Below are 24,566 nucleotides of genomic sequence, written 5' to 3' on the forward strand. Positions count from 1 at the left end.
CCCTCAGAACGCGAACAGGCGGTCGACGGCGTCGAGGACCCGGTCCAGGTCGGGCAGGTAGTGGTCCTCCAGCCGGGAGGGCGGGTACGGCGTGGACGGCCCGCCGACGCGCAGCACCGGGGCCTCCAGGTTGTAGAAGCACCGCTCGGTGAGCCGGGCGGCGATCTCCGCGCCGAACCCGTTGAAGACCGGCGCCTCGTGCACCACCGCGCAGCGCCCGGTCCTGACGACCGACTCGGCGACCCGGTCGATGTCCAGCGGGTTGAGCGAGCGCAGGTCGACGACCTCCACGGAGCGGCCGTCCTCCTCGGCCGCCGCCGCGGCCTCCAGGCAGGTCCGCACCATGGGTCCGTACGCCAGCAGGGTGGCGTCGGCGCCGGGCCGTACGACGCGGGCCTGGTCGAACGGCGTCCAGCCGTCGGCGGGGGCGGAGGTGTCGACGTCGGCCTTCTCCCAGTAGCGCCGCTTGGGCTCGAAGAAGATGACGGGGTCCTCGCACCGGATCGCCTGCTGGATCATCGTGTAGCCGTCGGCGGGGTTGGAGCAGGCCACGACCCGCAGGCCGGCGGTGTGGGTGAAGTACGCCTCGGGGGACTCGCTGTGGTGCTCCACCGCGCCGATGCCGCCGCCGCAGGGGATGCGCACGACGACGGGCAGCTTCAGCTTGCCCAGCGAGCGCAGCGGCATCTTGGCGAGCTGGGTGATGATCTGGTCGGCCGCGGGGAAGACGAAGCCGTCGAACTGGATCTCGCAGACCGGGCGGTAGCCGCGCAGCGCCAGGCCGATCGCGGTGCCGATGATGCCGGACTCGGCCAGGGGGGTGTCGATGACCCGCTGCTCGCCGAAGTCCTTCTGCAGCCCGTCGGTGACCCGGAACACCCCGCCGAGCTTGCCCACGTCCTCGCCCATGACGAGGACCTTGGGGTCGTCCTCCATGGCCTTGCGCATGCCCTCGTTGAGCGCCTTCGCCAGCGTGAGAGTCGTCATCCCTCGAACCCCTCCAGGTAGGCGGCGAACTGAGCGCGCTCCTCGTCCATCAGCCGGTGGGGCTCGGCGTAGACGTGGTCGAAGATGGCCAGGGGCTCAGGATCGGGCAGTTCGAGACAGCGTTTGCGCACGTCACGACCCAGCTCGTCGGCCTCGGCGTCGATCGCGTCGAAGAAGTCCTGGTCGGCGATCCGGTTCTTGAACATGTAGGCGCGGACCCGCTCGATCGGGTCCTTGAGCTTCCACGCCTCCAGCTCGTCGGCCAGGCGGTAGCGGGTCGGGTCGTCGGAGGTGGTGTGGGCGCCCATCCGGTAGGTGAACGCCTCGATCATCATCGGGCCCTGCCCGGACCTGGCGTCGGCCAGCGCCTTGCGGGTGACCGCCAGGCAGGCGAAGACGTCGTTGCCGTCGACCCGGACGCCGGGGAAGCCGAAGCCGCTGGCCCGCCGGTACAGCGGGATCCGCGACTGCTTCTCCAGCGGCTCGGAGATGGCCCACTGGTTGTTCTGGCAGAAGAACACGATCGGCGCGTTGAACACCGACGCCCAGATGAACGACTCGTTCACGTCCCCCTGGGAGGTGGCGCCGTCGCCGAAGTAGGCGATCGTGGCGGCGCCGTTCTCCCCGACGGCGCCGTCGCGCTGGACGCCCATGGCGTAGCCGACGGCGTGCAGGGTCTGGCTGCCGATCACGATGGTGTAGAGGTGGAAGTTGTGCTCGGCGGGGTCCCAGCCGCCGTGGTTGACCCCGCGGAACAGTCCGAGGAGGTTGACCGGGTCGACGCCCCGGCACCAGGCCACGCCGTGCTCGCGGTAGGTCGGGAAGACCATGTCCGACTCGGCGAGCGCCCTGCCCGAGCCGATCTGCGCCGCCTCCTGGCCGAGCAGCGAGGCCCAGATCCCCAGCTCCCCCTGGCGTTGCAGGGCGACCGCCTCCAGGTCGACGCGGCGCACCAGGACCAGGTCCCGGTACAGGCCGCGGACCTCCTCGGGGGTCAGATCGATGTCGTAGTCGGGATGCTCGACCCGTTCGCCTTCGGGGGTCAGCAGCTGGACGAGTTCCGGGGGTGCTTCCGCACCACGAGGGGCCTCGGTTGTCACGCGCCTCTCCTGTGTGCTCGGGGCCGTCGGGACGGGTTCTCCGCCTCTGCCCGGCCGGTCAGGGAAGCATGCGAACCGAATGATGGTGGTTCGTATGCGTTTGTGGACATCGTGGCAGAGGTCACATACCTGCGCGCAAGACCTGTCCCGGCATCCATAAGCTCCCCGTTCCCGACAGGCGCCCCGCTTACGCCCGCCCGGGGACGCCCGGCCCCGGCCCACGCCCGCACGCCGGGACGCCCGGCCCGGCGACGAGTCGCCGCCGCGGGCGGCTACGCTTGAGGCCCCGATCCGTCCCCGCTCCCAGCAGGAGGAACACCGTGGCGCGCGTCATCGTCGACGTCATGCTCAAGCCCGAGATTCTCGACGCGCAGGGTCAGGCGATCGCCCGCGCGCTGCCGCGGCTGGGCTTCTCCGGCGTCGCCTCGGTACGGCAGGGCAAGCGGTTCGAGGTCGAACTCGACGGCCCCGCCGACGACGCCGCACTCGCCGACGTCCGGAAGATGGCCGAGACCCTGCTGGCCAACACCGTGATCGAGGACTACACCGTCACCGTGGAGCCGGCCGAGTCGTAGGGCCCCCTGCCGGTCCGCGAGGCGGTTCCGCGGGTCGCGGGCCGTGGCGGGAGCCGGGGATGACGCCGCCGGGCGGCGTGTTCCGCCCGCCGGACCGCGCCGTGTCACCACGGCGCGGTTCACGCGGCATTCCGCCGGGAGGGTTCCGTGATGGATGGCCGTAATCCCACGGCTTGACCAACGCTAAATAAGATCAGGGTTATTTTGCGGTTAGCCCGGAATCTGTGGGGAAGCCTTGACAGGGTGACGTCTGGCCCCGGGAGGAATCCGGTGGATATCGAGTTCTCATTGGCACTGCCGAGGGAGGCCATGGGTATTCCCATGGTCCGGCGGGCGCTGGGCGACGCCCTGCGTTCGCTCGGCGTCGCCGAGAGCTGCGTCTCCGACATCCTCCTCGCGGTGACCGAGGCGTGCGCCAACGCGGTCCGTCACGGCGGGCCCGCCAACCGCTATCTGGTCGAGGTCTCGATCGGGCACGGCCGCTGCGACGTCCGCATCATCGACCGCGGCCACGGGCTGCCGAGGGTGCCCGAGCAGTATCCCCCGACGGACGCCGAGCACGGCCGGGGCATCCTGATCATGCAGGCCGTGGTGGACGAGATCTCCTTCGGCATCACCCCCGGCCAGGGGACCACCGTGCACCTGTGCAAGCACCTGGCCTGGGACGACGAGCCGGTCATCCCCCGTCAGCGGGCGCTCGCCGCCGTCTGACCCGCCGTACGGCCGGGCCTTTCCGGGTGTGACCTGACAGGGACGGTTTGTGCGATCCTCCAAGGTGCGCCTCCGTGGGATGCGGCGGGTTGTGCGATCGGACGGATCCCGTGCGTCCTCATCTCCGGCGAGCGGATAGCCTGGGCGCACCGCCGCAGACCGCCGTCCGCTGGGTGAGACGGCCGGCGCGGCGCTCGTTTGTGGAGGGGAACGCTGTCATGAGTGCTGCCCGCGTGGGCGTCGTCACTTTTCCCGGGACTCTTGACGATCAGGACGCGGCCCGTGCCGTACGGCACGCCGGTGGCGAGGCCGTGCCGCTCTGGCACGCGGACCCCGACCTCAAGGGGGTGGACGCGGTCTTCCTGCCCGGCGGGTTCTCCTACGGCGACTACCTCCGGTGCGGGGCCATCTCCCGGTTCGCGCCGCTGATGGAGGAGCTGATCCCCGCCGCGAGGGCCGGGCTCCCGGTCCTCGGCACCTGCAACGGCTTCCAGATCCTCTGCGAGGCCCACCTGCTGCCCGGCGCGCTGATGCGCAACGCCGGACTCCACTACATCTGCCGGGACCAGCGCGTCCGCGTCGAGAGCACCGGCACCCCCTGGACCTCCGACTTCACCGAGGGCCAGGAGATCGTGCTGCCGATCAAGCACGGCGAGGGCCGCTACGTCGCCGACGCGGCGACCCTGGCGGCGCTGGAGGCCGGTGGCCAGGTCGTCTTCCGCTACGCCGGGGGCAACCCCAACGGCTCCATGAACGACATCGCGGGCATCCGCAACGAGGCGGGCAACATCGTCGGTCTCATGCCCCACCCCGAGCACGCGGTCGAGGACCTCACCGGCGCCCCGAGCACGGACGGCCGCGGATTCTTCTCCTCGATCCTGAAGAGGCTGGTGAACCTGTGAGCGAGCGACCCGGCGAGCACGGCGTGACCCTCGACACCGTCAAGCGGGCCGAGGACACCCCCGACGAGCGCCAGCCGTACGCCGAGCTGGGCATGAAGACCGACGAGTACGAGCGGGTCCGGCAGATCCTCGGCCGCCGCCCGACGAGCTCGGAGCTGGCCATCTACAGCGTCATGTGGAGCGAGCACTGCTCCTACAAGTCCTCCAAGGTGCACCTGCGCCAGTTCGGCGCCAAGGCCCCCGCCTCCGACGCGCTGCTCGTCGGCATGGGCGAGAACGCCGGCGTGGTGGACATCGGCGACGGCTGGGCCGCCACCTTCAAGATCGAGTCGCACAACCACCCGTCGTACGTCGAGCCGCACCAGGGCGCGGCGACCGGCGTCGGCGGCATCGTCCGCGACATCATGTCGATGGGCGCCCGGCCGATCGCGGTGATGGACGCCCTGCGGTTCGGCGCGGCCGACGCCCCCGACACCCGGCGGGTGCTGCCCGGCGTGGTGGAGGGCATCAGCCACTACGGCAACTGCCTGGGCCTGCCCAACATCGGCGGCGAGGTCGTCTTCGACCCCTGCTACATCGGCAACCCGCTGGTCAACGCCCTGTGCGTGGGCCTGCTCCGCAAGGACCAGATCAAGCTGGCCACCGCCCCCGGGCCGGGCAACAAGGTCGTGCTGTTCGGCGCGCTGACCGGCCCCGACGGCATCGGCGGCGCGTCCGTGCTGGCCAGCGCGACCTTCGAGGACGAGTCGCAGGCCAAGCGGCCCAGCGTCCAGGTCGGCGACCCGTTCATGGAGAAGCTGCTGATCGAGTGCTGCCTGGAGCTGTACCAGGCCGACGTGGTCGTCGGCATCCAGGACCTCGGCGCGGCCGGCGTCTCCTGCGCCACCACCGAGCTCGCGGCCAAGGGCACCGGCGGCATGGACGTCCGGCTCGACCTCGTCCCGCTGCGCGACCCGTCGCTGCGGCCCGAGGAGATCCTGATGAGCGAGTCGCAGGAGCGCATGATGGCGGTCGTCACCCCCGACGACATCGACGCCTTCATGGCGATCTGCGCCAAGTGGGACATCCCCGCCACCGTCATCGGCGAGGTCACCGACGGCGGCCGACTGGTGATGACCTGGTACGGCGAGACCATCGTGGACATCCCGCCGGGCACCGCCGCCGACGAGGGCCCGGTCTACGAGCGGCCGTTCCACGAGCCCGCCGGCCAGGCCGCGCTGAACGCCGACGACCCGGCCCGCCTGCCGCGCCCCGACGACCTGCGGGCGACGCTGCTCACGCTGCTCGGCTCGCCGAACCTCGCGTCGAAGGAGTGGGTGACCTCCCAGTACGACCGCTACGTCCGGGGCAACACCGTGCTGGCCCAGCCCGCCGACGCGGGCGTGCTGCGGATCAGCGAGGTCATGCCGGGCGCCGAGGAGACGGTCCGGGGCATCGCGCTGGCCACCGACGGCAACGGCCGCTACGCCCGCCTCGACCCCTACGCCGGGGCCCAGCTCGCCCTGTCGGAGGCGTACCGCAACGTCGCCGTGACCGGCGCGCGGCCGCTCGCGGTGACCGACTGCCTGAACTTCGGCTCCCCGGAGGACCCGGAGGTCATGTGGCAGTTCGCCGAGGCCACCCGCGGCCTGGCCGACGCCTGCAAGACCCTCGGCGTGCCGGTGACCGGCGGGAACGTGTCGTTCTACAACCAGACGGGCACCACCGCGATCCACCCGACCCCGGTCGTCGGCGTGCTGGGCGTGATCGACGACGTGGCCCTGCGGGTCAGGAACGGCTTCACCGGCGAGGGCGACCGGGTCGTCCTGCTGGGTGACACCCTTCCGGAGTTCGGCGGCTCGGAGTGGGCCCACGTCCTCCACGGCCACCTCGGCGGCCTGCCGCCCCAGGCGAACCTGGAGGCCGAGCGCGCCCTCGCCCGCGTCCTGACCGACGCCGCCACCCGGGGCCTGCTGACCGGGTCGCACGACCTGTCCGACGGCGGGCTGGCCGTCGCGCTGGCCGAGGCCGTCCTCGCCCACGGCATCGGCTGCTCGGTCTCGCTGCCGGGTGACGACGCGTTCACCGACCTGTTCAGCGAGTCGCCGGCGCGCGCGCTGGTGACGGTGCGGCCCGAGTCCTTCGACGCCTTCGCCGAGCTGTGCGCCGCCCACGAGGTGCCCTGCCTGAACCTGGGCGTCACCGGCGGCTCCTCGCTGGCCGTCGAGGGCGTTCCGGCCATCCCGGTCGCCGAGCTGCGGGAGACCCACGAGGCCACCCTGCCGGGCATCTTCGGCTGATCTCTTCAAAGGGGCCGGTCTTCCGGGAGGGGCCGGCCGTTTCCTGAGGGCCGGCCCCTCCCGGAAGAAGGCGGCTCTCAGGAATGAGCCGGCCTTCCGGAAGCAGGCGGCCCTCCGGAGGAAAACGGTCCTCCGGAGAAAGCGAAGGGGAGGCGCGGGCCGGGCCCGCGCCTCCCCTGCCGTCTCCGGCGGCCTCCCCCGGATGCCTCACATGTTGATCATGTGGCCGGCGAGCCCGTGGACCGCCTCCTTGACCGCCTCGCTGAGCGTGGGGTGGGCGTGGACGTTGCGGGCCACCTCGTGGACCGTGAGGTCCCACTGCTGGGCCAGGGTCAGCTCGGGCAGCAACTCGGTGACGTCCGGGCCGATCATGTGGGCGCCGATCAGCTCGCCGTACCGGGCGTCGCTGATGAGCTTGACGAACCCGGTGGCGTCGCCCAGTCCGTGGGCCTTGCCGTTGGCGGTGAAGGGGAACTTCGCGACCTTGACGTCGTAGCCCAGCTCCCGGGCCTGCGTCTCGGTGTAGCCGAAGCTGGCGACCTGGGGCTGGCAGTACGTCGCCCGCGGGATCATGACGTAGTCGAGCTCCATCGTCTCGGCGTCGCCGATGGTCTCCGCCGCGATGACGCCCATGGCCTCGGCCGTGTGCGCGAGCATCAGCTTGGCGGTCACGTCGCCGATGGCGAAGATGTGCGGCACGTTCGTACGGCACCGGCCGTCGATCTCGATGGCCCCGCGCTCGGTCAGCGCGACCCCGGTCCGCTCCAGCCCGTAGCCCTCGACGCGCGGCTGGAAGCCGATCGCCTGCATGACCTTGTCGGCCTCCAGGACCTGCTGCGAGCCGTCCCGCGAGACCGTCACGCGCACCTTGTCGCCCGATTCGTCGATGGACTCCACCCGCGTCGAGGTCAGCACCTCGATGCCGAGCCGCTTGTAGCGCTTGGCCAGCTCCGCCGAAACCTCCTCGTCCTCCAGCGGGACGATGCGGTCGAGGAACTCCACGATCGTCACCTTGACGCCGTAGTTGCGCATCACGTAGGCGAACTCGACGCCGATCGCGCCCGCTCCGGCGATGATGATGCTCTCGGGGAGCTTCTCGGTGAGGATCTGCTCCTCGTAGGTCACGACCCGGTCGCTCACCGAGGTGCCCGGCAGCAGCCTCGTGGTCGCGCCGGCGGCGATGATGCAGTGGTCGAACGTCACCGTCTCGGTGCCGCCGTCGCTCTTGGCCACCTCGATCGTGTTGGCGTCGGTGAAGGTGCCGCGCCCGTCGTACTCGGTGATGCCGTTCTTCTTCATCAGGTAGTGGACGCCCTTGACGCGTCCGTCGGCCACCTTGCGGCTGCGCTGGAAGGCGGCGCCGTAGTCGAAGGTGACCTGGCCGTCGACCTGGATGCCGAACGTCTTGGCCTCGTGGGTGAACAGGTGGGCCAGTTCGGCGTTGCGCAGCAGGGCCTTGGAGGGGATGCACCCCACGTTGAGGCAGACACCGCCCCAGTACCGCTCCTCGACGATCGCGGTGCGGAGGCCCAGCTGGGCGGCCCGGACGGCGGCCACGTATCCGCCGGGGCCGGCACCGAGAACGACGACGTCATAGTGAGAGCTCATGAACCGGACAATAGTCAACGCTCCGACCGGATAACGCCGGGTGGTCGGACAGACCGGCGGAACGGCATGCCCGCGGGCTCCGGAACCGGCGGGCGTCCTCGCCTCCGAGCACCGGAACCGCCGGCCCGTCCCGCCTGCCGTCCCGCCTGCCCGGACGACCGGCCGGATGGCATGTCGTCCGTCCACAGCCCGTCCACAGCCCGTCCACGGGCCTTCGACGGCCGAAGGTGGGCACGGTGGGCACGGGACCAGCCGGGTCGCCTCTCCCCTCCGAAAGGAGACCCGGCCGGTCGTCACATACGGCGCGCGAGACGCTCACGCCCGGAGCGTCGCCCGTTCACGGGCATCGATCCTGTACGGGGTGTCAGCCCTTCTTGGCGCAGACCACGTAGACGGTGACCGTGGCGGAGGTGAAGGTCTGCGCGGCGAGGCCCTGCGCCTTGCCGCCGGCCCCCGGGGTGGGGTTGGGGGTGGAGGAGCTCCTGGCGGAGCCGGTGGAGTCGGGAGAGCTGCTCTTGGCGGACTCCTGGGAGCCGTTCCCGGAGAGGAAGAGGCCGGTCTTGTTCACCTTCGCCGACCAGCCGTTGCCGCTGGGCATCGACGCCACGATCGAGAAGTTGTCGTCACCGGTGATGGAGTAACCGCCGCCGGTGGCCAGCTCGCCGGCCTGGCAGTTCACCGAGACGGATCCGTCGCTCTTGAAGAGCTGGCTCTGCTGGCGGGTCGTGACCGCCGCCAGGCCGCCGTCCTGACCGTCCTTGCCGGGGGTGCCGTCCTTGCCCGGAGCGCCGTCCTTACCGTCCTTGCCGGGCAGGCCGCGCTCGCCCTGCTCGCCCTGCTCGCCCTTCGCCCCGGGAGCACCGTCCTTACCCGGGAGGCCGTCCTTGCCCGGAAGACCGCGCTCACCCTGGAGGCCGCGGGGACCCTGGAGGCCGCGGGGACCCTGGAGGCCGCGCTCGCCCTGCTTGCCGGGGGCGCCGTCCTTGCCGGGAGCACCGTCCTTGCCCGGAGCGCCGTCCTGGCCGTCCTTGCCGTCCTTGCCGGGCAGGCCGCGCTCGCCCTGCTCACCCTTCGCCCCGGGAGCACCGTCCTTACCGGGCACGCCCTGCGGACCCTGCTTGCCCTGGAGGCCGCGCGGCCCCTGGGGACCCTGCGGACCGGCGGGACCGGGCCTGCCCTGCGGACCCTGGGGACCCTGAGGGCCGGCGGTGCTCACGGTCTGGGAGCCGCCGCCCTCCCCGCCCCAGGTCACCCGGACCTCGGTGGTCCGGCACCTGGCCGAGGCGTTGACGATGCGCGCGTAGCGCGTCTTCTTGTTCACGCACGCGTGGATCTCCTCGCCCGCCGAGGATGCGACGGCGCTGCCGCCACCGACCGTCAGCATCGTTCCGGCCAGCATTCCGACGGCCGTGACGGTGATCGCGCGCCTGCCCGGCAACTTAATAGCCACTGGGCTTCCTTTCTGCGACGCCAGGGACTGGCGTGATCTATGGATACGCTTGATACACGTTTGAACCGTTCCAAAAGATGACGTGGCAAACATCACAGTTCGGCATCACCGTATGTCCTCCACCGGCTACGGTCCGGTCTGGCCGCCGGGGCCGGGCCGCCGGCACGCCGTACGTCAGACTGGCGGCATGGTCTCCGCCCCCCAGGACCCGCGTCCCGGCGACCGGGCAGCCTCGGACCCGCCGGACACACCGAACCTGCGGAACGCGCCGGACCGGCCGGACCCGCGGGACACGCCGGGCTCGCCCGAGTACGCCGCCCGGCTCCGCCACGCGTGGCTGGTCTGCTCCGTGACCGGTCTCGGCCTGGTGCTGATCGGCGTGGCGGGGAACACGCTCAACGTGGCGCTCCCCGAGGTGGTCGGGCACTTCCATGCCGACGCGTTCGCCGCGGGGTGGATCCTGCTGGCCTTCATGCTGGTCAACACCGCCAGCCTGGTGTTCTTCGGCCGGGTGGCCGACCTGCTCGGGCGCAGGGAGGTCTACCTGGCGGGTTTCGCGCTCTTCACCGCGGGGTCGCTGCTGGCCGGGCTCTCCCCGGGGGTGTGGTTCCTGATCGCCATGCGGGCCGTACAGGCGATCGGGGCGTCGATGATCCTGGCCAACGGAACGGTGATCATCACCGCCGCCTTCCCGCCCGACCGGCTCAGCCAGGGCATGGGCGTCTACATCGGAACCCTCTCCGTCGCCCAGCTCGCCGGCCCCACGCTGGGCGGCCTGGTCGCCGAGACGGCGGGCTGGCGGTGGATCTTCTGGATGAACGTCCCCGCCGGTCTGCTCGCCCTCGTCTGGGGCGCGTTCGTGCTGCGCCGGGTCGCCCCCGGCCCCCGCGAGCCGGTGGACGCGGCCGGGAACCTGGTCGTCTTCGCCATGCTGTCGGCCGCGCTCGTCGCGCTGTCGGAGGCGGGGTCGCGCGGCCCGTCCAGCCCCGTCGCGCTCGCCGGCGCCGTCGTCGCGGTGGTCCTGGTGCCGGTGCTGGTGGCGGTGGAGCGCCGGGCCGCGCGGCCGGTGCTCGACGTCCGGCTGTTCGGTGAGCGCATGCTGGCCTTCGCCAACGCCGCCTCGTTCTGCAACGCGCTGGCCCGCGCGTCGCTCATCCTGCTGGCCGCCCTCTACTTCCGGGCCGCCAGGGACGCCGGGCCGATCACCGCCGCCCTGTCCGTCCTGCCGGTCCCGGTCGGCATGGCCGTCGCCTCGCCGCTCGCCGGCGCCCTGGGCCGCCGGATCTCCCCGCACGCGCTGTCCGTCGGAGGGGCGCTGCTGAGCGCCGCCGGGCTCGCCGTACTGATGCCGTCCGCCGCGCCGGGCACGCCGTACTGGGTCGTGGGGGTGGGACTGTTCCTGTGCGGGTGCGGCAGCGGAACGTTCCTCACCGGCAACACCACCCAGGTCATGGCCGCGCTGCCGGCCGGCAACCTCGGTCTGGTGAACGGTTTCCGGCTCATGATCATGAACGTCGGGATCGTGCTCAGCGTGGCGCTCACGCTGAGCGTGCTGACCGGGCCGGTCAGCGCCGAGCTGCGCGGCCGGGTGTACGCGGGCACGCTCTCCCGTGTCTCTCCCGCCGCCGTGGAGCAGTTGATGACCGGCTTCCGCAACACCTACGCCGTACTGCTGGGCGTCGCGCTGTGCGGGGCCGTGTGCGCGGCGCTCGCCCGGCCGCGGCGGCGCGGCGGGAACGGCGGCGGACCGTCCGGATCGTCCGGGGCGTACGGCATATCCGGGACGTACGGCGCTCAGTCGCCGAGCCGGGCCGCCATCGACTCGATGCCGGACAGCAGCAGGTCCACGCCGAACGCGTCGTAGAGCTCGGCGTCGCCTCCCTCGGAGAGGGGTTCGGCCATCCGCACGATGGTCGGGTAGGCGTCCGGCGGAAGCGACTGGAAGCGGACGCGCTTGAGGCGTACGCGTTCCTCGCGCTCCTCGTCCGGCCTGCCCGGGAAGTGCTCCGTCGAGCCTCCGGCGAGGGCGATGGCCCCCTGGAGGATGTACCGGGTGATCAGGCAGCTCTCCTGGGGGCCGAACCTGGCGCGCAGGGCCAGGCCGAGGGCGGTGTCCCACACCCGCAGGAAGGCCGGCACGTCCATCTTGTCGACCTCCTTCAGCACGTCCTCCGCGCAGGGGTGACGCCGCAGCACCCGGATCAGGCGGCCGACGAGTTCGCGGAGCTGCTCCTGCCACGCGCGGGAGCCGTCGTGGGTGATCTCGAAACCCTCGACCAGATGGTCGGCCATGCCGATCACCAGTTGTTCCTTGTTCTTGAAGTGCCAGTACAGCGCCATCGGCGTGACGCCCAGCTCCTGGGCGAGCCGCCGGATGGTGACCGCCTGAAGCCCTTCGGCGTCACCGATCTCCAGCGCCCGCTCGACGACCGCCTCACGCGTCAGTTTTCCCATCACGCTTGACAACTATACGCGGTACAGGTTCCATTGTGCGCTGTACATGTACATCGTACAAGTACGGCGTAGAGGAGCTGACATGTCGCAAGATCGCAGGTGGTGGGCGCTGGGGGCGATCTCCCTCGCCACCTTCATGACCTATCTGGACAACAACGTGGTCAACGTCGCGTTGCCGACGATCCAGCGGGACCTCTCACTGGACGTCTCGGGCCTGGAATGGGTCGTGAGCGTGTACGTCCTCGTCTCGGCCGGGCTGATGCTGGCCGGCGGACGGCTGGCCGACCTGTTCGGGCGGCGGCGGGTCTTCCTGATCGGCCTCACCGCCTTCACCCTGTCCTCCCTCGCCGCCGGCCTGGCCACTGACGGCGGCGTGCTGACCGCCACCCGGGTGTTCCAGGGTGTCGGCGCAGCCCTCCTGGCGCCCACCGCCCTCGCCCTGCTGACCACGGTCTTCCCCGATCCCAAAGAACGCGCGAACGCGGTCGGCCTGTGGAGCGCGGTCGGCGCGCTGGCCATGGCCCTGGGGCCGCTGACCGGCGGGCTGATCAGCGAGCGGTGGCACTGGGGGTGGATCTTCCTGATCAACGTCCCGATCGGGATCGCGGCCTTCGGGCTCGGCCTGTGGGCCATCACGGCCACCCCCCGGGATCCGGTACGGCGCCGCCTCGACCTGCCCGGTATCGTCACGTCGAGCCTGGCGATGGTCTCCCTGACGTACGCCCTCATCGAGGGCGGGAAGAGCGGCTGGACCTCGCCGGAGATCCTCGGCGCGTTCGGCCTCGCGCTGGCATCGGCGCTGGTCTTCGTCACGGTCGAGCTCCGGACGCCCGAACCGATGATCGACCTGTCCCTGTTCCGGTCACGGGTGTTCAGCGGCGGCACCCTGGTGACGGGGCTGTGGTCGTTCGCGGTGTTCGGGATCTACTTCTTCACCGCGCTGTACCTGCAGAACGCGCTGGGGTTCTCGCCCACCGAGGCCGGGGCGTCGTTCGTGCCGATGGCGCTGGTCATGTCGGTGGTCGCGGCGGTCGCGCCCCGGGTCACCGTACGGCTCGGGACCGCGCGCACCGTGGCCGCGGGGATGCTGCTGATGGCCGTGGCGGTCTTCGGGATCTCCTTCGTCGGGGAGGGCGGCTCGTTCGCCGACCTGCTGCCGTGGTTCGTGCTCTACGGGCTCGGCGCCGGACTGCTGGTGCCGCTGACCACCGCCATCCTGGGCGCGCTGCCCGCCGGCCGCGCCGGGGTCGCCTCGGGGGCGCTGAACGTCTTCCGGCAGGTGTTCGGGCTGCTCGGCGTCACGGTCCTCGGCGCGATCCTCAGCACCCGGCAGGGCTCGCTTCTCGCGGACGGCGCCACCCCGGCGGCGGCCTTCCTGGACGCCTACGGGTACGCGCTGGTGGTGTCGGCGGCGATCGTGCTGGCCGGCGTGCCGATCAGCCTGTTCGCCCTGCGGACGGCCCGGCCCTCCGTCCCCGGGGCCGAGCCCGCGGAAGCCACCGGATCCCGGACCGAAGCGGAGACGGCGACCGGAGCCGTGCCCGGGGCCGAGCCCGCCGGAACCTTGGCCGTAGCCGGAGCGGTGTCCGGAGCCGAGACCGCCGGAGTCGGACCCGGGACCGAAGTCGGGCCCGGGGCCGAGCCCGCCGGGACCGCGAACGCCGGGGCGCCGATCGGGTAGGGCGCGGCACGCCGGATCAGCGTGCCTCCCCTTTTTTCGCGACAGGGCACACATAATTAAGACGAACAGCCTGGTCAGGGCGATGATCCGGGCGCTCTCGCCCGGATCGCCCGGGGCCCGGGCCGTGGATCCACGCCATGGCGGAGACCCGCGGAGCGTGGCCCCGGCGAAGCACCCTCCACCGTCACCCGTGCCGTGCCCGGCGGAAGCACTCCACCGGCACGGGCACCCGTCCGGGCAGGAGGATCGCATGCGTCTCGTCGTCGGCACCGGGGTGGCCGCCGCCTTCCTGGCGGTCCCGGCCGTCGTGACCTGGCCCGGCACCGCCCCGGTCGCCGGCGCACTCGCGCCCGGCTCCGCGGCTGTTCCCGCCCCCAGCCCCGGAGCGCTCGCGAACCGCCCGGGAGCACTCGCGAACCGCCCGGGAACGCTCACGAACCGTTCGAGAGCACTCGCGAACCCCGGCGCCGGTCCCGGCGCGGGCGGGCGTCCGGCCACCGGCCCCGGTGCCCGGAGGAGTGAAACCCCTCGCGTCGGCACGGGCGCGGGTGTGAGCGCCGATCCGGGCATGAGCTCAAGCGCGAGCGCCACCCCGAGCGCCGGTCCCGACGCCAGTGCCAGTACCAGTCCGAGCGCCAGTGCCAGCCCTAGTCCGAGTACCAGTGCGAGCGCCACCGCCACCGCCACGGCCACGGCCACGGCCAGCGCCACGAGCACGGCCTACGTCAGGGCACGGATCGACCAGACGGTGTCCACACCGTTCACCGGGGGACGCAACCACATCCCCGGGCCGTTGAAGAAGGTCCCGTCGCTCCGGGTCCTGCCCTTCGACCCCCGTCAGGCAAGCAGCGTCCGGATATTCGTGCACTGTCCCAAGACGGCGAACCACGCGCTCATCGGCTCGACCGCCTTCAACCTGAAAGGGTCGCGCCGGATCTACCGGGAGGTCGGACTGGGCCTGTCGAACAGGGGCCTGGGACACCGCGCCGCCCAGATCTCCTACTACGCCCTGCCGGGCTTCCACGAGGTCTGCCTGAGGTGCGTGAAGGTCACGATGAACCTCAGGACCCGCATCAGGCACATCCGGGTGGTCGGCCGGGACTCGGCGCCCCTGATCGTCCGCAGGTTCAGCATCTGGCAGTTCTTCGATCCGTGCCTCCGGCTCGTCCGGTGCGCCGCCGACCCGGAACCTCCGGCGGGCCGCCATCTCTCCTGACGCCCGGCGCCTCCCGGACGCGCGGCGCCTCCCGGAGCGGTGAACCCGGAGGCCGTCAGCCGGGCGGGCCGCACCGCGCGGACGGGACCCGGCGGCGCGCCCGTACAACGGTACGGAGATGCGGCCGGATCCGAGGGCGCGACTGTACGGCGGTGCGGTCATATGACGGTGCGGAGTCCGGCGTTACGGCCGTGCGCCGGGACCCTACGCGTCCCGGCGCCGGAACGAGACGATCGCGACGCAGAGCGCGGCGACGGTCCACCCGGTGACGACGACCCACCTCCCCCCTGTGCCTGGCACCCCGCCGACGTCCGCGCCGCCGCCGGGCCACAGACCGGCGGTGCCGGGCAGGTACGCGGCGAGTGCGGTCCGGCCGTCCAGATAGGGGCCGACGACGAAGTAGTGCCCGAGGAGCACCGTGACGGCAGGAATCGTCCCGCGCGTCAACGTCGCGACGGCGGAGGAGAGCAGCACGGTGAGGACGAGGTAGACGGCCGCCCCCGCCACGGCCCGGACCGCTCCCGGCACGTCCACCGGCACGGCGGCGCCGTACGGCGGAGCATGCGCGGCGTGGGCGGCGAGGACGCCGGACGCGGCGGTCGCCACGGCGACGGGAAGGGCCGTCACGGCCAGGGCCGCCGCCTTCGCGAGCTGCGCCTCGACCCGGCGGGGGACGCACGTCAACGTCGTCCTGATCTGCCCGCCCCGGTACTCGGAGGCGGCGGCGAGGACGCCGAGGACGACGAACCCGGCCTGCGCGTATCCGACCGGGGCCAGACCCGCGTCCTGCCCCGTGCCGGACCCGCCTCCTCCCCGGGCGGCGGCCGAGACGTACGCGACCGCGAGGAGCGGGGTGGCCGCCCAGGTGACCGCGGCCGTCAGGTACAGCGCCGGGAGGGTGAGGAGCTTCAGGACCTCCGCGTGGAACGTGCGGGCCGCGGCGCGCAGGCCGGACACCCCGGACATCCCGCACACGCCCGATGGGTCGGGCCTGCCGGACATCTCGGATCCACCTGATCCACCGGATCCGCCCGAAGGATGGGTCGAGCCGGACCTGCCGGAAGGGCCGGCAGCGCCGGACGGGCCCGGCCCCGGAAACCGGGCGGCGGCGGTCACGCGTCCCTCCGGAGGAAGACGGCGGCGGCGACACCGAGCAGCGCGAGGGTCCAGGCGGCCATGACGGCGCCGCCGACGAGGGGCGTGATCTCCACGGACGACCGGAACGTCCGGATGAACATCCGTGCCCCGGCCATGTCGGGCAGGTAGTTCGCCAGAGGTGTGACCCGGGTCAGCAGGTAGGTGACGCTGACGACGGAGGTGTTCAGGATGAGCACGACGAGGGGCACCACGCCGCCGCGGGTGAGGAGGGCGAGGCCGTGGGCGAGCAGCGCGGTCAGCACCCAGTAGGCGACCACGCCGAGGGCACGCGGCGCGTCCGCGAGGACGAGCGGCGCCGCGGGTCCTCCGGACGCGGCCCGGCTGACGGCGAGCGTGGCCGCCGTGGAGACGACGGCGAGGACGGCGGCGGACAACGCCAGAGCACCCGCCTTCGCGGCGAGGAACCCGACGCGGGACGGCACCGCGGTCAGGCTCGCCGTGATCTGCCGGCTGCCCGCCGAGTCCCCTCCCTCGGCGAAGTACTCGCTGCTCGCCGCGACGACCCCGAGGATGATCACGCCGATGACGCCGAAGGCCAGTTCCTGGAACCCGGCGTCGACGCCGGCCGGGTCGGAGCCCCCCGCGGCCCGGCCGGAGTTCCGTGCCCCGGCGTTGAGGGCCGCGATGGCGAAGGGAACGACCAGGCCGACCACGACCGCCACCCACGCCGACGGGATCCCGGAGAGCTTGCGGAGTTCCGCGTGGAACGCTCTCACGGCCGGCCCCCGTACCCGGCTCGGAGATCCGCGCCCGAGGTGAGGGCGAAGAACGCGTCCTCAAGGCTGCGGTGGGCGCCGGTGACCTCGGCGAGGGTGCCCAGCCCCACGACACGTCCGCGGTCGATGACCACGACGTCGTCGACGGTCTCGGCCAGTTCACCGATGAGGTGGCTGGACAGCAGCACGGTCCCGCCGGCCGCGGCGCGGTCCCGGAGGAGCCCGCGGAGCGCGCGGATGCCCTCGGGGTCGAGCCCGTTGACCGGCTCGTCGAGCACCAGCACCGGCGGATCGCCCAGCAGGGCCGCCGCGAGGGCGAGGCGCCGGCCCATCCCGAGCGAGTAGCCGCCCACACGCCGCCCGGCGGCCTCGGTGAGACCGACGAGGTCGAGGACCTCGTCCACCCGGGCACGGGGCAGCCCGTTGGAGGCGGCGATCCAGCGCAGGTGCCCGCGGCCGGTGCGGGAGCGGTGCGCGCCGCTGCCGTCGAGCACCGCGCCCACCGTCGTCAGGGGCCGGCGCAACCGGGCGAACGGCCGCCCCGCCACGAGGGCGACCCCGGCGTCGGGGCGGTCCAGGCCGAGGAGGATGCGCAGGGTGGACGACTTCCCGGCCCCGTTCGGGCCGAGGAACCCGGTCACCCGTCCGGGGCGGGCCTCGAAACCGACCTCGGTGAGGACCCGCTTGCTCCCCCGTCGTTTGCTGACCTGGTCGATCGTGATCATGTGTCTCCCGTCGTCGCCGGATCGTCGCCGTCCCTGGGCTCCGTTCCGTGGACCCCCGACACGGCGGGGATCCACGGAACCCAGCCAACGGCCCCCACCCGGGTGGGCGCATCGGTCCCGGAGCGGGCCCGCCGGGACGGGCTCGGCCCACGGAACGTCAGACCCCGGTCCGATGCCGCCGGGGCGGGCGAACCGTAGGATCGTGGCGATGAACACTCCGGGACGGCCGGTGTGGCGGTCACGCGTGCGATATCTCGCCGGGACGGCTTTCGCCGTACTGGCCGTGGCCCTCCTCGCGGTCGGGGCGAGAGGGCCCCTCGCGGTCGTCATGCCCCTGGTGATCACGGTGACGGCGTTCGGCGTCGCGGTGTGGGCCGTCCGCCGGGGCCGCGCCGAGCGCGCCGCCCACGAGGCCCGGCTCACGGAGTGGGCGGCGTCCGAGGCGGTGCTGGTCGAACGGCTGCGCGTCGCCCGCGACCTGCACGACATCGTCTCCCACGGCCTCGGGTTCGTCACCGTCCGCGCCGCCGCGGCCCGGCACGTCATCGATGCCGGTGACACCACCCGTCACTCGGCCCGTGGTGCGGTCCGTGACGCCACCCGCGACGCGGCCCGTGGCACCGCCTGTGAGACCGCCTGTGGCTCCGTCTGTGGCACCGCTTGTGAGACCGTCTGTGGCACCGCTTGTGAGACCGCTTGTGAGACCGCCTGTGGCACCGCTTGTGAGACCGCCTGTGGCGTCGCCGCCCGCGAGGCGCGGGAGGCTCTGGCTGACATCGAGGAGGCGAGCCGGAACGCCACCACCGAGCTGCGCCGCATGCTCGCCGTACTCCGCCGGACCGACGGGCCCGAGACCCTCGACCCCGTGGAGGACCTGAGCCGGGTCCCCGGGATCGTCCGGGCCGCGCGGCTCGCCGGGCTGCGCGTCCGGCTCGACCTCGAACCGGTCGGGGAGGTGTCGCCGGGCGTCCAGCTGGCGGTGTGCAAGGTGATCCGTGAGGCCCTCGACAACGCCGCGCGGCACGCCGGCCCCACCGATGTCCGGGTGCGTCTCCGCCGCGACGCGGGCACCGTCGTCGTCACCGTCGACGACGACGGACCCATGGGCCACTGGACGGCCAGGCCCGGCGCCGGTCACGGCCTGCTCGGGTTGAACGAGCGGGTGTCCGCGCTCGGCGGCGTCCTCGGCACGGAGCACGCCGGGCACGGTTTCCACGTCACCGCCCGCATCCCGGACGGAGAGACGGCATGACCGCGAACGGAGAGACGGCGTGATGCCGGGCGAGAAGGCGGCATGACCACGGACGGAGAGACGGCGTGATGCCGGGCGAAGAGGGGCATGACCGCGAACGAAGGCGGCGTGACCGCGGGAGGAGAGGCGACGTGATCCCTGGCGAGGAGGCGGCATGACCGCGGACGGCGGTGACCCCCCGATCCGGGTCGTGCTCGTCGACGACCAGCCGCTCCTCCGGCGCAGCCTCGCCATGGTCATCGACCATGACCCCGGCCTCACGGTCGTGGGCCAGGCCGACGACGGCGTCGGCGCGCTCACCGCCGTCCGGGCCGCCCGCCCCGACGTCGTGCTGATGGACGTGCGGATGCCCGTGCTCGACGGCATTCAGGCCACCCGCCGGATATGCGCCGACCCGCTTCTGACGGCGACCCGGGTCCTCGTGCTCAGCATGTTCGAACTCGACGAGTACGTCCACGAGGCCCTCCGCGCCGGGGCGTCCGGGTTCCTCCTCAAGGACATCCAGCCCGGCGAGCTCATCGCCGCGATCCGGCGCGCCCACTCCGGCGAGGCGCTCTTCGCCCCCTCGATCCTCACCAGGCTCGTCGAGCACTACCTGAGGACGCCGGCCGTCCGCGAGCAGGCGCCGGTCGGCGCGCTCACCGCCAGGGAGGTCGAGATACTCGCGCTCATCGGCGCCGGGCTCTCCAACGGAGAGATCGCGGACCACCTCACGATCTCCGTCAAGACCGTGAAGACCCACATCTCCCACCTGCTCGCCAAGCTCGGCGCGCGGGACCGGGTCCACCTCGTCATCGCCGCCTACGACCACGGGCTCGTGACCCCCCGCGCCGGAGCCTGACCCCTCCGCGGACGGGCGTGAGGCCGAGGCGACTCCTCTGCCGCACCGCTCCCGTCCCCGGGACGGTGGCCTGTGTCCCACCGGTCACCGTCCCGGGGACGGGCATGACGGCCTGTGTCCCACCGGCCGCGCCGCTCCCGGGGCCGGGCATGATGGGGGCGTGCCACCTCACAAGCCCGATCCCGCCAAGGTACGCGCCGCGCTGGACGCCCAGCTCTCCGCGCTCGACGAGCCGCCCTACGACGGGCCGGAGAGCCCCGCGGCGCTGCTGGCCGCGTGCGTGCCGGTGGTGCTGCGGGCCTACGACCGCGGTCTGCGGCCCGAGCGGGAGATCGCGCGGCTGGCCGTACGGCACCTGCTGGACCGGCTGGCGGCGGAGGCTCCCGGGCGGACCGTCGAGGTGCGGGTCCCGCCGTACGCCGCCGTGCAGTGCGTGGAAGGACCCCGGCACACCCGCGGCACCCCGCCGAACGTGATCGAGACCGACGCGCGGACCTGGCTGGAGCTCGCCACCGGACGGGCGACATGGGCCGAGGCCATGGCCGCCGGGAAGGTCTCCGCGAGCGGGGCCAGGGCCGACCTGTCGGCGCATCTCCCGGTGTCCTGACGGGTCCACGGCGACCACGGCGGTCACGGCGTCGCGGCCACCTCACGACCGCCACGGCCATGTCACGGCTGTCACAGGTGTCACGGCTGTCACAGGTGTCACGGCTGTCACAGGTGTCACGATCACCTCATGGCCGTCACAGCCATCTCACGGCCGTCACGGTCGCCTCACGGCGGCCACGGTCGCCTCATGGCCGCCGTCCGGTGGTCACGGCGTGCTCACCTGGATGCCGAGCCGGTCCTCGATGCACTGCCGCTGGAGTTCCGGTGGCAGGTTCGCGCAGTCACCGACCTTGCTGTAGAGCCAGCTCAGGAGGATCACAGCGATGATCAGGGTCAGCGCGCTCAGGATGATGCCCGCCCAGGCGCGGCCTCGGCCGGAGTTCTTCGCCACCGCGACGATGCCGATCACCAGTCCGACCACGGCCGTCAGCACGCCCAGGCCGCACACCAGGAGCAGGAAGAGGCTCACGATGCCGAGCACGAGCGCGGCGGTGCCGAGCCCCGTCTTCGGCTTCTCCGGCGCCCACTGACCTCCGGGATACGCCGGGTAGGGCGTCGATCCCGGGTAGGCGCCGCCCGTCCCGTACGGCTCGCCGCCGCCCGCGGCCGGATAGACCGATGTCTCCCCCGCGCCTCTCTCCGGATAGCCGGAAGCCCCTTGGTACGGCGGGGTCCCCTCGTACGGCGGGGCCCCCTGGTAGGGGGGAGTCCCCTGGTAGGGCGGAGTCCCCTCGTGCGGCGGAGCGCCTTCGTACGGCCCGCCGCCCGGCGGGGGTGCGGCGCTCCGGCCCGGCTCCTCGTCCGCTGGCGGTGGCACGGCCCGGCCGGGTTCACCCGCTCCGCCCTGTCCGCCTGCTCCGCCCTGCCCTGCTCCGCCTGCTCCGCCCTGCCCTGCGCTCTCACCCGGTTCACCGGCTCTGCTCGGCTCGTTCACTCCGCCCGGTCCTCCTGTTCCACCCGCTTCGGCACGCCCACCCGGCCGCTCCGGCTCATCCCACTCACCCGGCCGTCCCGCCTCACCCGGTCGTTCCGCTCCGCCCGGTCGTTCCTCCCCGCCCGGTCTTTCCTCCCCGCCCGACGGGGGTTCGAAGCGGGAGGGCTGCGCGGCGACCGGCGGTGCGCCCGGCTCGCCGAACGGCTCGTGGGCCGTCCCCTCGGGCGCGCTCTCCCACCCGGGGTAGGCGGACGGGGTGGAACCCGGCACCACATAGGGAGTCTCCGGCCGCTCGGTCTCCGGCCCTTCGGGCTCGGGCCGTTCGGTCTCGGGTCGTCCGGTCTCCGGTCGTCCAGGCTCCGGCCGCTCGGTCTCCGGTCGTCCGGGCTCCGGCCGCTCGCTCCCGGGCCGCTCGGGCTCCGGCCGCTCGGGCGGGACGTCAGGCGGCCCACCCGGTGCGGCGGCGCCCTCCGGCTCCGAGCGGATCGGCTCGGGGACCTCCGGGGCGGCGGGCACGTCCGGGTGACCCGGCAGCGTGGGCTCCGAGGGGGTGGAGACCGGCGGCCACCCGGTGTCCTCGTCGGGGACGTCCGGTTCCGGAGAACGCGGCCGGGTCTCCTCCGGGCCCTCCTCCTCCGGCTCCCGCCGGGGGTCGGGCCGGTGCGGATCCTCAGGTGTTGTCACGTCTCTTCTCCCGACGCTAGATATGCCGGATACCTCACACTCCCCCCGGCCTGTGCCCCGAAACAGTCCGACACGGCAAACGGCAGATCATAGTTCGGCCAAGGCCGGGCGCCCCCCGGAGCACGAGCAGCGATTCGGCCGACCTAGACTGAGGCATGTGCTGAAGGGCGACGGCCGGCTGAGCCATGACCTTGATCCCCAAGACCGTCCGCCGAAGGACGCCTGTGGCGTCTTCGGTGTCTGGGCGCCGGGAGAGGAAGTTTCCAAACTCACCTACTACGGGCTGTACGCGTTGCAGCACCGCGGGCAGGAGTCCGCGGGCATAGCGGTCAGCGAGGGCAGCCGCATCCTCGTCTACAAGGACATGGGCCTGGTGGCCCAGGTCTTCGACGAGTCGGTGCTCGGCACGCTGCGCGGCCACATCGCCGTCGGCCACTGCCGCTACTCGACGACCGGGTCGAGCGTCTGGGAGAACGCCCAGCCGACGCTGAGCTCCACCGAGGACGGCGGGCTCGCGCTCGCCCACAACGGCAACCTGATCAACACCCCAGAGCTGTCGCGGCGCCTCGCCCCCGGCTCTACCAGGGCGACCACCGACACCGAGGTGCTCGCGGCGCTGCTGGCGCAGGACCGCAGCCAGCCCATCGAGGAGGCCGCGTCCGAGCTCCTCCCCCAGGTGAGGGGCGCCTACTCCCTCGTCTTCATGGACGAGAAGACCCTCTACGCCGCCCGCGACCCGCAGGGCATCCGCCCGCTCGTGCTCGGCCGCCTGGAACGCGGCTGGGTGGTCGCCTCCGAGACCGCGGCGCTGGACATCGTGGGCGCCACGTTCGTCCGCGAGGTCGAGCCGGGCGAACTTCTCACCATCGACGAGCGCGGCGTGCGCTCGCGCATATTCGCCGCGGCCGACCCCAAGGGCTGCCTGTTCGAGTACGTCTACCTCGCCCGCCCCGACACCACGATCGCCGGGCGCAGCGTGCAGTCCACCCGCGTCGAGGTCGGGCGGGTGCTGGCCCGCGAGCACCCGGTCGAGGCCGACCTGGTCATCCCGACCCCCGAGTCCGGCACCCCGGCCGCGGTCGGCTACGCCGAGGAGAGCGGCATCCCGTACGGCCAGGGCCTGGTCAAGAACTCCTACGTCGGCCGGACCTTCATCCAGCCGTCCCAGACGATCCGCCAGCTCGGCATCCGGCTCAAGCTGAACCCGCTGAAGGAGGTCGTGGCGGGCAGGCGCCTGGTCGTCGTGGACGACTCGATCGTGCGCGGCAACACCCAGCGGGCGATCGTCAAGATGCTGCGTGAGGCGGGCGCGCGCGAGGTCCACGTCCGGATCTCCTCCCCGCCGGTCTCCTGGCCCTGCTTCTACGGCATCGACTTCGCCACCCGGGCCGAGCTGATCGCCGGCTCGCTCAGCGTGGAGGAGATCCGCGCCTCCCTCGGGGCCGACTCCCTCGGCTACATCTCGATGGAGGGCCTCACCCGGGCCACCACGCTTCCCGCCGAGCGGCTCTGCCGGGCCTGCTTCGACGGCGTGTACCCGATTCCCATCGACCGCGACAACGTGGGCAAGTACGTCCTGGAGGCCAAGCTGTGACCAGCTACGCCGCGGCCGGCGTCGACATCGACGCCGGCGAGCGCGCCGTCGAGCTGATGAAGTCGAAGGTCGCGCGGTCCCGGCGGCCCGAGGTGGTCGACGACCCGAGCGGTTTCGCCGGCCTGTTCGACGCCTCCGCGCTGCTGTCCTACCGGCGGCCGCTGCTGACCACCTCCACCGACGGCGTCGGCACCAAGGTGATGCTGGCGCAGGCGCTCGGCAAGCACGACACGATCGGCATCGACCTGGTCGGCATGGTCGTGGACGACCTGGTGGTGTGCGGCGCCGAGCCCTTGTTCATGACGGACTACGTCGCCTGCGGGAAGGTCGTCCCCGAGCGGATCGCCGAGATCGTGGGCGGCGTCGCCGAGGGCTGCCGCCTCGCGGGCTGCGCGCTGATCGGCGGCGAGACGGCCGAGCATCCCGGGGCCATGGGCGCCGACGAGTACGACCTCGCGGGCGCCGCCACCGGCGTGGTGGAGGCCGACGCGATGCTGGGTTCGGCCCGTGTCCGCGAGGGCGACGTGGTGCTGGCCCTGGCCTCCTCGGGCGTGCACTCCAACGGCTACTCGCTGGTCAGGCACATCATCAAGCTGGCCGGTCTCTCCCTTTCGGCGGAGATCCCCGAGCTGGGCCGGACGCTGGGCGAGGAGCTGCTGGAGCCGACCAGGATCTACTCCCTCGACTGCCTGGAGCTGGCCCGCTCCGTCGACGTCCACGCCTACGCCCACATCACCGGCGGCGGCCTGGAGGGCAACCTGTCGCGGTCCCTGCCGCCGACCCTGGACGCCCTGCTCGACCGGTCCTCCTGGACCCCTCCGGCGATCTTCGAGGTGCTCGCCGGGCACGGCGGGGTGGCGCGGGCCGACATGGACCGCACCTTCAACCTGGGCGTGGGCATGGCGGCGATCGTCGCGCCGGACGCCGTCGACGCCGCCCTCGCCCTGCTCGCGGAGCGGAACCTCCCCGCCTGGGTGCTCGGCGAGGTCGTCCCCGGCTCCGGCCTGGCCCGCTACCGCTAGATACGACGGGCCACCGCCAGACACGACGAAGAGCGCCCCGGGGATCCGGGGCGCTCTTCGGTCAGAAG

The 24,566-nt window shown here is 72.6% G+C and carries 21 protein-coding genes; 12 read left to right on the forward strand and 9 right to left on the reverse strand.

All coding sequences use genetic code 11. The features are described from left to right. Positions 1-3: 3 nt before the first annotated feature. Both ACZ6W9_RS35315 and pdhA read right to left on the reverse strand, forming a co-directional pair. Positions 4-987 (reverse strand): alpha-ketoacid dehydrogenase subunit beta, encoded by a 984-nt coding sequence (locus ACZ6W9_RS35315; protein ID WP_389970235.1) that lies wholly within the window; start codon positions 985-987, stop codon positions 4-6. Next, on the reverse strand, positions 984-2,087 hold the full coding sequence (gene pdhA, locus ACZ6W9_RS35320; RefSeq protein WP_389970238.1) for a pyruvate dehydrogenase (acetyl-transferring) E1 component subunit alpha: 1,104 nt from the start codon (positions 2,085-2,087) through the stop codon (positions 984-986). The genes ACZ6W9_RS35315 and pdhA overlap by 4 nt, the downstream gene beginning before the upstream one ends. A 320-nt stretch (positions 2,088-2,407) precedes the next feature. On the opposite strand from pdhA, the gene purS reads away from it, so the two are divergent. From purS to purL, 4 genes are all read left to right on the forward strand, one after another. Further along, entirely contained in the window at positions 2,408-2,662 is a 255-nt protein-coding gene (gene purS / locus ACZ6W9_RS35325; protein WP_362935953.1) for a phosphoribosylformylglycinamidine synthase subunit PurS, read from the forward strand. A gap of 270 nt (positions 2,663-2,932) precedes the next feature. Then, complete coding sequence (locus ACZ6W9_RS35330) at positions 2,933-3,373, forward strand: ATP-binding protein (RefSeq protein WP_470121664.1); 441 nt, start codon at positions 2,933-2,935, stop codon at positions 3,371-3,373. A 218-nt stretch (positions 3,374-3,591) separates the two neighbouring features. Further along, positions 3,592-4,275, forward strand: a complete 684-nt coding sequence (gene purQ, locus ACZ6W9_RS35335; RefSeq protein WP_362935947.1) for a phosphoribosylformylglycinamidine synthase subunit PurQ — start codon at positions 3,592-3,594, stop codon at positions 4,273-4,275. Between the two features lie 92 nt (positions 4,276-4,367). After that, positions 4,368-6,554 carry a phosphoribosylformylglycinamidine synthase subunit PurL gene (gene purL, locus ACZ6W9_RS35340; RefSeq protein ID WP_470121686.1) on the forward strand — a complete coding sequence of 729 codons (2,187 nt, stop codon included), beginning with the start codon at positions 4,368-4,370 and terminating at the stop codon, positions 6,552-6,554. Positions 6,555-6,761: 207 nt separating this feature from the next. On the opposite strand, the gene lpdA is transcribed toward purL, so the two are convergent. Further along, positions 6,762-8,162 carry a dihydrolipoyl dehydrogenase gene (gene lpdA / locus ACZ6W9_RS35345; protein ID WP_362935944.1) on the reverse strand — a complete coding sequence of 467 codons (1,401 nt, stop codon included), beginning with the start codon at positions 8,160-8,162 and terminating at the stop codon, positions 6,762-6,764. A 364-nt stretch (positions 8,163-8,526) separates the two neighbouring features. Further along, complete coding sequence (locus ACZ6W9_RS35350; protein WP_470121667.1) at positions 8,527-9,612, reverse strand: hypothetical protein; 1,086 nt, start codon at positions 9,610-9,612, stop codon at positions 8,527-8,529. 187 nt (positions 9,613-9,799) lie between these two features. Here ACZ6W9_RS35350 and ACZ6W9_RS35355 point away from each other — a divergent pair, with 187 nt between their 5' ends. After that, entirely contained in the window at positions 9,800-11,476 is a 1,677-nt protein-coding gene (locus tag ACZ6W9_RS35355) for an MFS transporter (protein WP_389970249.1), read from the forward strand. On the opposite strand, the gene ACZ6W9_RS35360 is transcribed toward ACZ6W9_RS35355, so the two are convergent. Beyond that, positions 11,407-12,066, reverse strand: coding sequence for a TetR/AcrR family transcriptional regulator (locus ACZ6W9_RS35360; protein WP_389970359.1), 660 nt, complete (start codon positions 12,064-12,066; stop codon positions 11,407-11,409). The genes ACZ6W9_RS35355 and ACZ6W9_RS35360 overlap by 70 nt on opposite strands. 82 nt (positions 12,067-12,148) lie before the next feature. On the opposite strand from ACZ6W9_RS35360, the gene ACZ6W9_RS35365 reads away from it, so the two are divergent. Continuing rightward, the gene (locus ACZ6W9_RS35365) at positions 12,149-13,747 is read left to right on the forward strand and encodes a DHA2 family efflux MFS transporter permease subunit (RefSeq protein ID WP_470121669.1); all 1,599 of its coding nucleotides are present in this window, start codon (positions 12,149-12,151) and stop codon (positions 13,745-13,747) included. Between the two features lie 568 nt (positions 13,748-14,315). After that, positions 14,316-14,963, forward strand: a complete 648-nt coding sequence (locus ACZ6W9_RS35370) for a hypothetical protein (RefSeq protein ID WP_389970255.1) — start codon at positions 14,316-14,318, stop codon at positions 14,961-14,963. A 204-nt stretch (positions 14,964-15,167) separates the two neighbouring features. On the opposite strand, the gene ACZ6W9_RS35375 is transcribed toward ACZ6W9_RS35370, so the two are convergent. The 3 genes from ACZ6W9_RS35375 to ACZ6W9_RS35385 all read right to left on the reverse strand — a co-directional run bounded on the left by ACZ6W9_RS35375 (position 15,168) and on the right by ACZ6W9_RS35385 (position 17,562). Continuing rightward, on the reverse strand, positions 15,168-15,965 hold the full coding sequence (locus tag ACZ6W9_RS35375) for an ABC transporter permease (protein WP_389970257.1): 798 nt from the start codon (positions 15,963-15,965) through the stop codon (positions 15,168-15,170). A 110-nt stretch (positions 15,966-16,075) separates the two neighbouring features. Next, on the reverse strand, positions 16,076-16,837 hold the full coding sequence (locus ACZ6W9_RS35380; RefSeq protein WP_389970260.1) for an ABC transporter permease: 762 nt from the start codon (positions 16,835-16,837) through the stop codon (positions 16,076-16,078). After that, positions 16,834-17,562 (reverse strand): ABC transporter ATP-binding protein, encoded by a 729-nt coding sequence (locus ACZ6W9_RS35385; protein WP_362935923.1) that lies wholly within the window; start codon positions 17,560-17,562, stop codon positions 16,834-16,836. Before ACZ6W9_RS35385 ends, ACZ6W9_RS35380 begins: the two co-directional genes overlap by 4 nt. 208 nt (positions 17,563-17,770) lie before the next feature. Between ACZ6W9_RS35385 and ACZ6W9_RS35390 the strand changes: the two genes are divergently transcribed. From ACZ6W9_RS35390 to ACZ6W9_RS35400, 3 genes are all read left to right on the forward strand, one after another. Beyond that, on the forward strand, positions 17,771-18,814 hold the full coding sequence (locus ACZ6W9_RS35390) for a sensor histidine kinase (RefSeq protein WP_470121672.1): 1,044 nt from the start codon (positions 17,771-17,773) through the stop codon (positions 18,812-18,814). Positions 18,815-18,968: 154 nt separating this feature from the next. Beyond that, a complete protein-coding gene (locus ACZ6W9_RS35395; RefSeq protein ID WP_362935917.1) occupies positions 18,969-19,655 on the forward strand; it encodes a response regulator transcription factor in 687 nt (228 codons plus the stop codon). A 160-nt stretch (positions 19,656-19,815) separates the two neighbouring features. Further along, positions 19,816-20,262 carry a sterol carrier family protein gene (locus ACZ6W9_RS35400; protein ID WP_362935914.1) on the forward strand — a complete coding sequence of 149 codons (447 nt, stop codon included), beginning with the start codon at positions 19,816-19,818 and terminating at the stop codon, positions 20,260-20,262. A 207-nt stretch (positions 20,263-20,469) separates the two neighbouring features. On the opposite strand, the gene ACZ6W9_RS35405 is transcribed toward ACZ6W9_RS35400, so the two are convergent. After that, the gene (locus ACZ6W9_RS35405; RefSeq protein WP_470121674.1) at positions 20,470-21,081 is read right to left on the reverse strand and encodes a DUF4190 domain-containing protein; all 612 of its coding nucleotides are present in this window, start codon (positions 21,079-21,081) and stop codon (positions 20,470-20,472) included. A 958-nt stretch (positions 21,082-22,039) separates the two neighbouring features. Between ACZ6W9_RS35405 and purF the strand changes: the two genes are divergently transcribed. Together purF and purM are read left to right on the forward strand one after the other, a co-directional pair. Then, complete coding sequence (purF, locus tag ACZ6W9_RS35410; RefSeq protein WP_389970275.1) at positions 22,040-23,476, forward strand: amidophosphoribosyltransferase; 1,437 nt, start codon at positions 22,040-22,042, stop codon at positions 23,474-23,476. Then, on the forward strand, positions 23,473-24,498 hold the full coding sequence (gene purM, locus ACZ6W9_RS35415) for a phosphoribosylformylglycinamidine cyclo-ligase (RefSeq protein ID WP_389970278.1): 1,026 nt from the start codon (positions 23,473-23,475) through the stop codon (positions 24,496-24,498). The genes purF and purM overlap by 4 nt, the downstream gene beginning before the upstream one ends. The last annotated feature ends 68 nt before the right edge of the window (positions 24,499-24,566 follow it).

The organism is Streptosporangium sp. NPDC053982, assembly GCF_055585205.1.

Coding starts and splice junctions, on each gene's coding strand:
- ACZ6W9_RS35360 (WP_389970359.1), bottom strand. CDS start 12,066: ATGGGAAAACTGACGCGTGAGGCGGTCGTCGAGCGGGCGCTGGAGATC.
- lpdA (WP_362935944.1), bottom strand. CDS start 8,162: ATGAGCTCTCACTATGACGTCGTCGTTCTCGGTGCCGGCCCCGGCGGA.
- ACZ6W9_RS35355 (WP_389970249.1), top strand. CDS start 9,800: ATGGTCTCCGCCCCCCAGGACCCGCGTCCCGGCGACCGGGCAGCCTCG.
- ACZ6W9_RS35375 (WP_389970257.1), bottom strand. CDS start 15,965: ATGTCCGGCAGGCCCGACCCATCGGGCGTGTGCGGGATGTCCGGGGTG.
- ACZ6W9_RS35390 (WP_470121672.1), top strand. CDS start 17,771: ATGAACACTCCGGGACGGCCGGTGTGGCGGTCACGCGTGCGATATCTC.
- ACZ6W9_RS35370 (WP_389970255.1), top strand. CDS start 14,316: ATGAGCTCAAGCGCGAGCGCCACCCCGAGCGCCGGTCCCGACGCCAGT.
- ACZ6W9_RS35385 (WP_362935923.1), bottom strand. CDS start 17,562: ATGATCACGATCGACCAGGTCAGCAAACGACGGGGGAGCAAGCGGGTC.
- purQ (WP_362935947.1), top strand. CDS start 3,592: ATGAGTGCTGCCCGCGTGGGCGTCGTCACTTTTCCCGGGACTCTTGAC.
- ACZ6W9_RS35365 (WP_470121669.1), top strand. CDS start 12,149: ATGTCGCAAGATCGCAGGTGGTGGGCGCTGGGGGCGATCTCCCTCGCC.
- ACZ6W9_RS35395 (WP_362935917.1), top strand. CDS start 18,969: ATGACCGCGGACGGCGGTGACCCCCCGATCCGGGTCGTGCTCGTCGAC.
- purL (WP_470121686.1), top strand. CDS start 4,368: ATGAAGACCGACGAGTACGAGCGGGTCCGGCAGATCCTCGGCCGCCGC.
- ACZ6W9_RS35315 (WP_389970235.1), bottom strand. CDS start 987: ATGACGACTCTCACGCTGGCGAAGGCGCTCAACGAGGGCATGCGCAAG.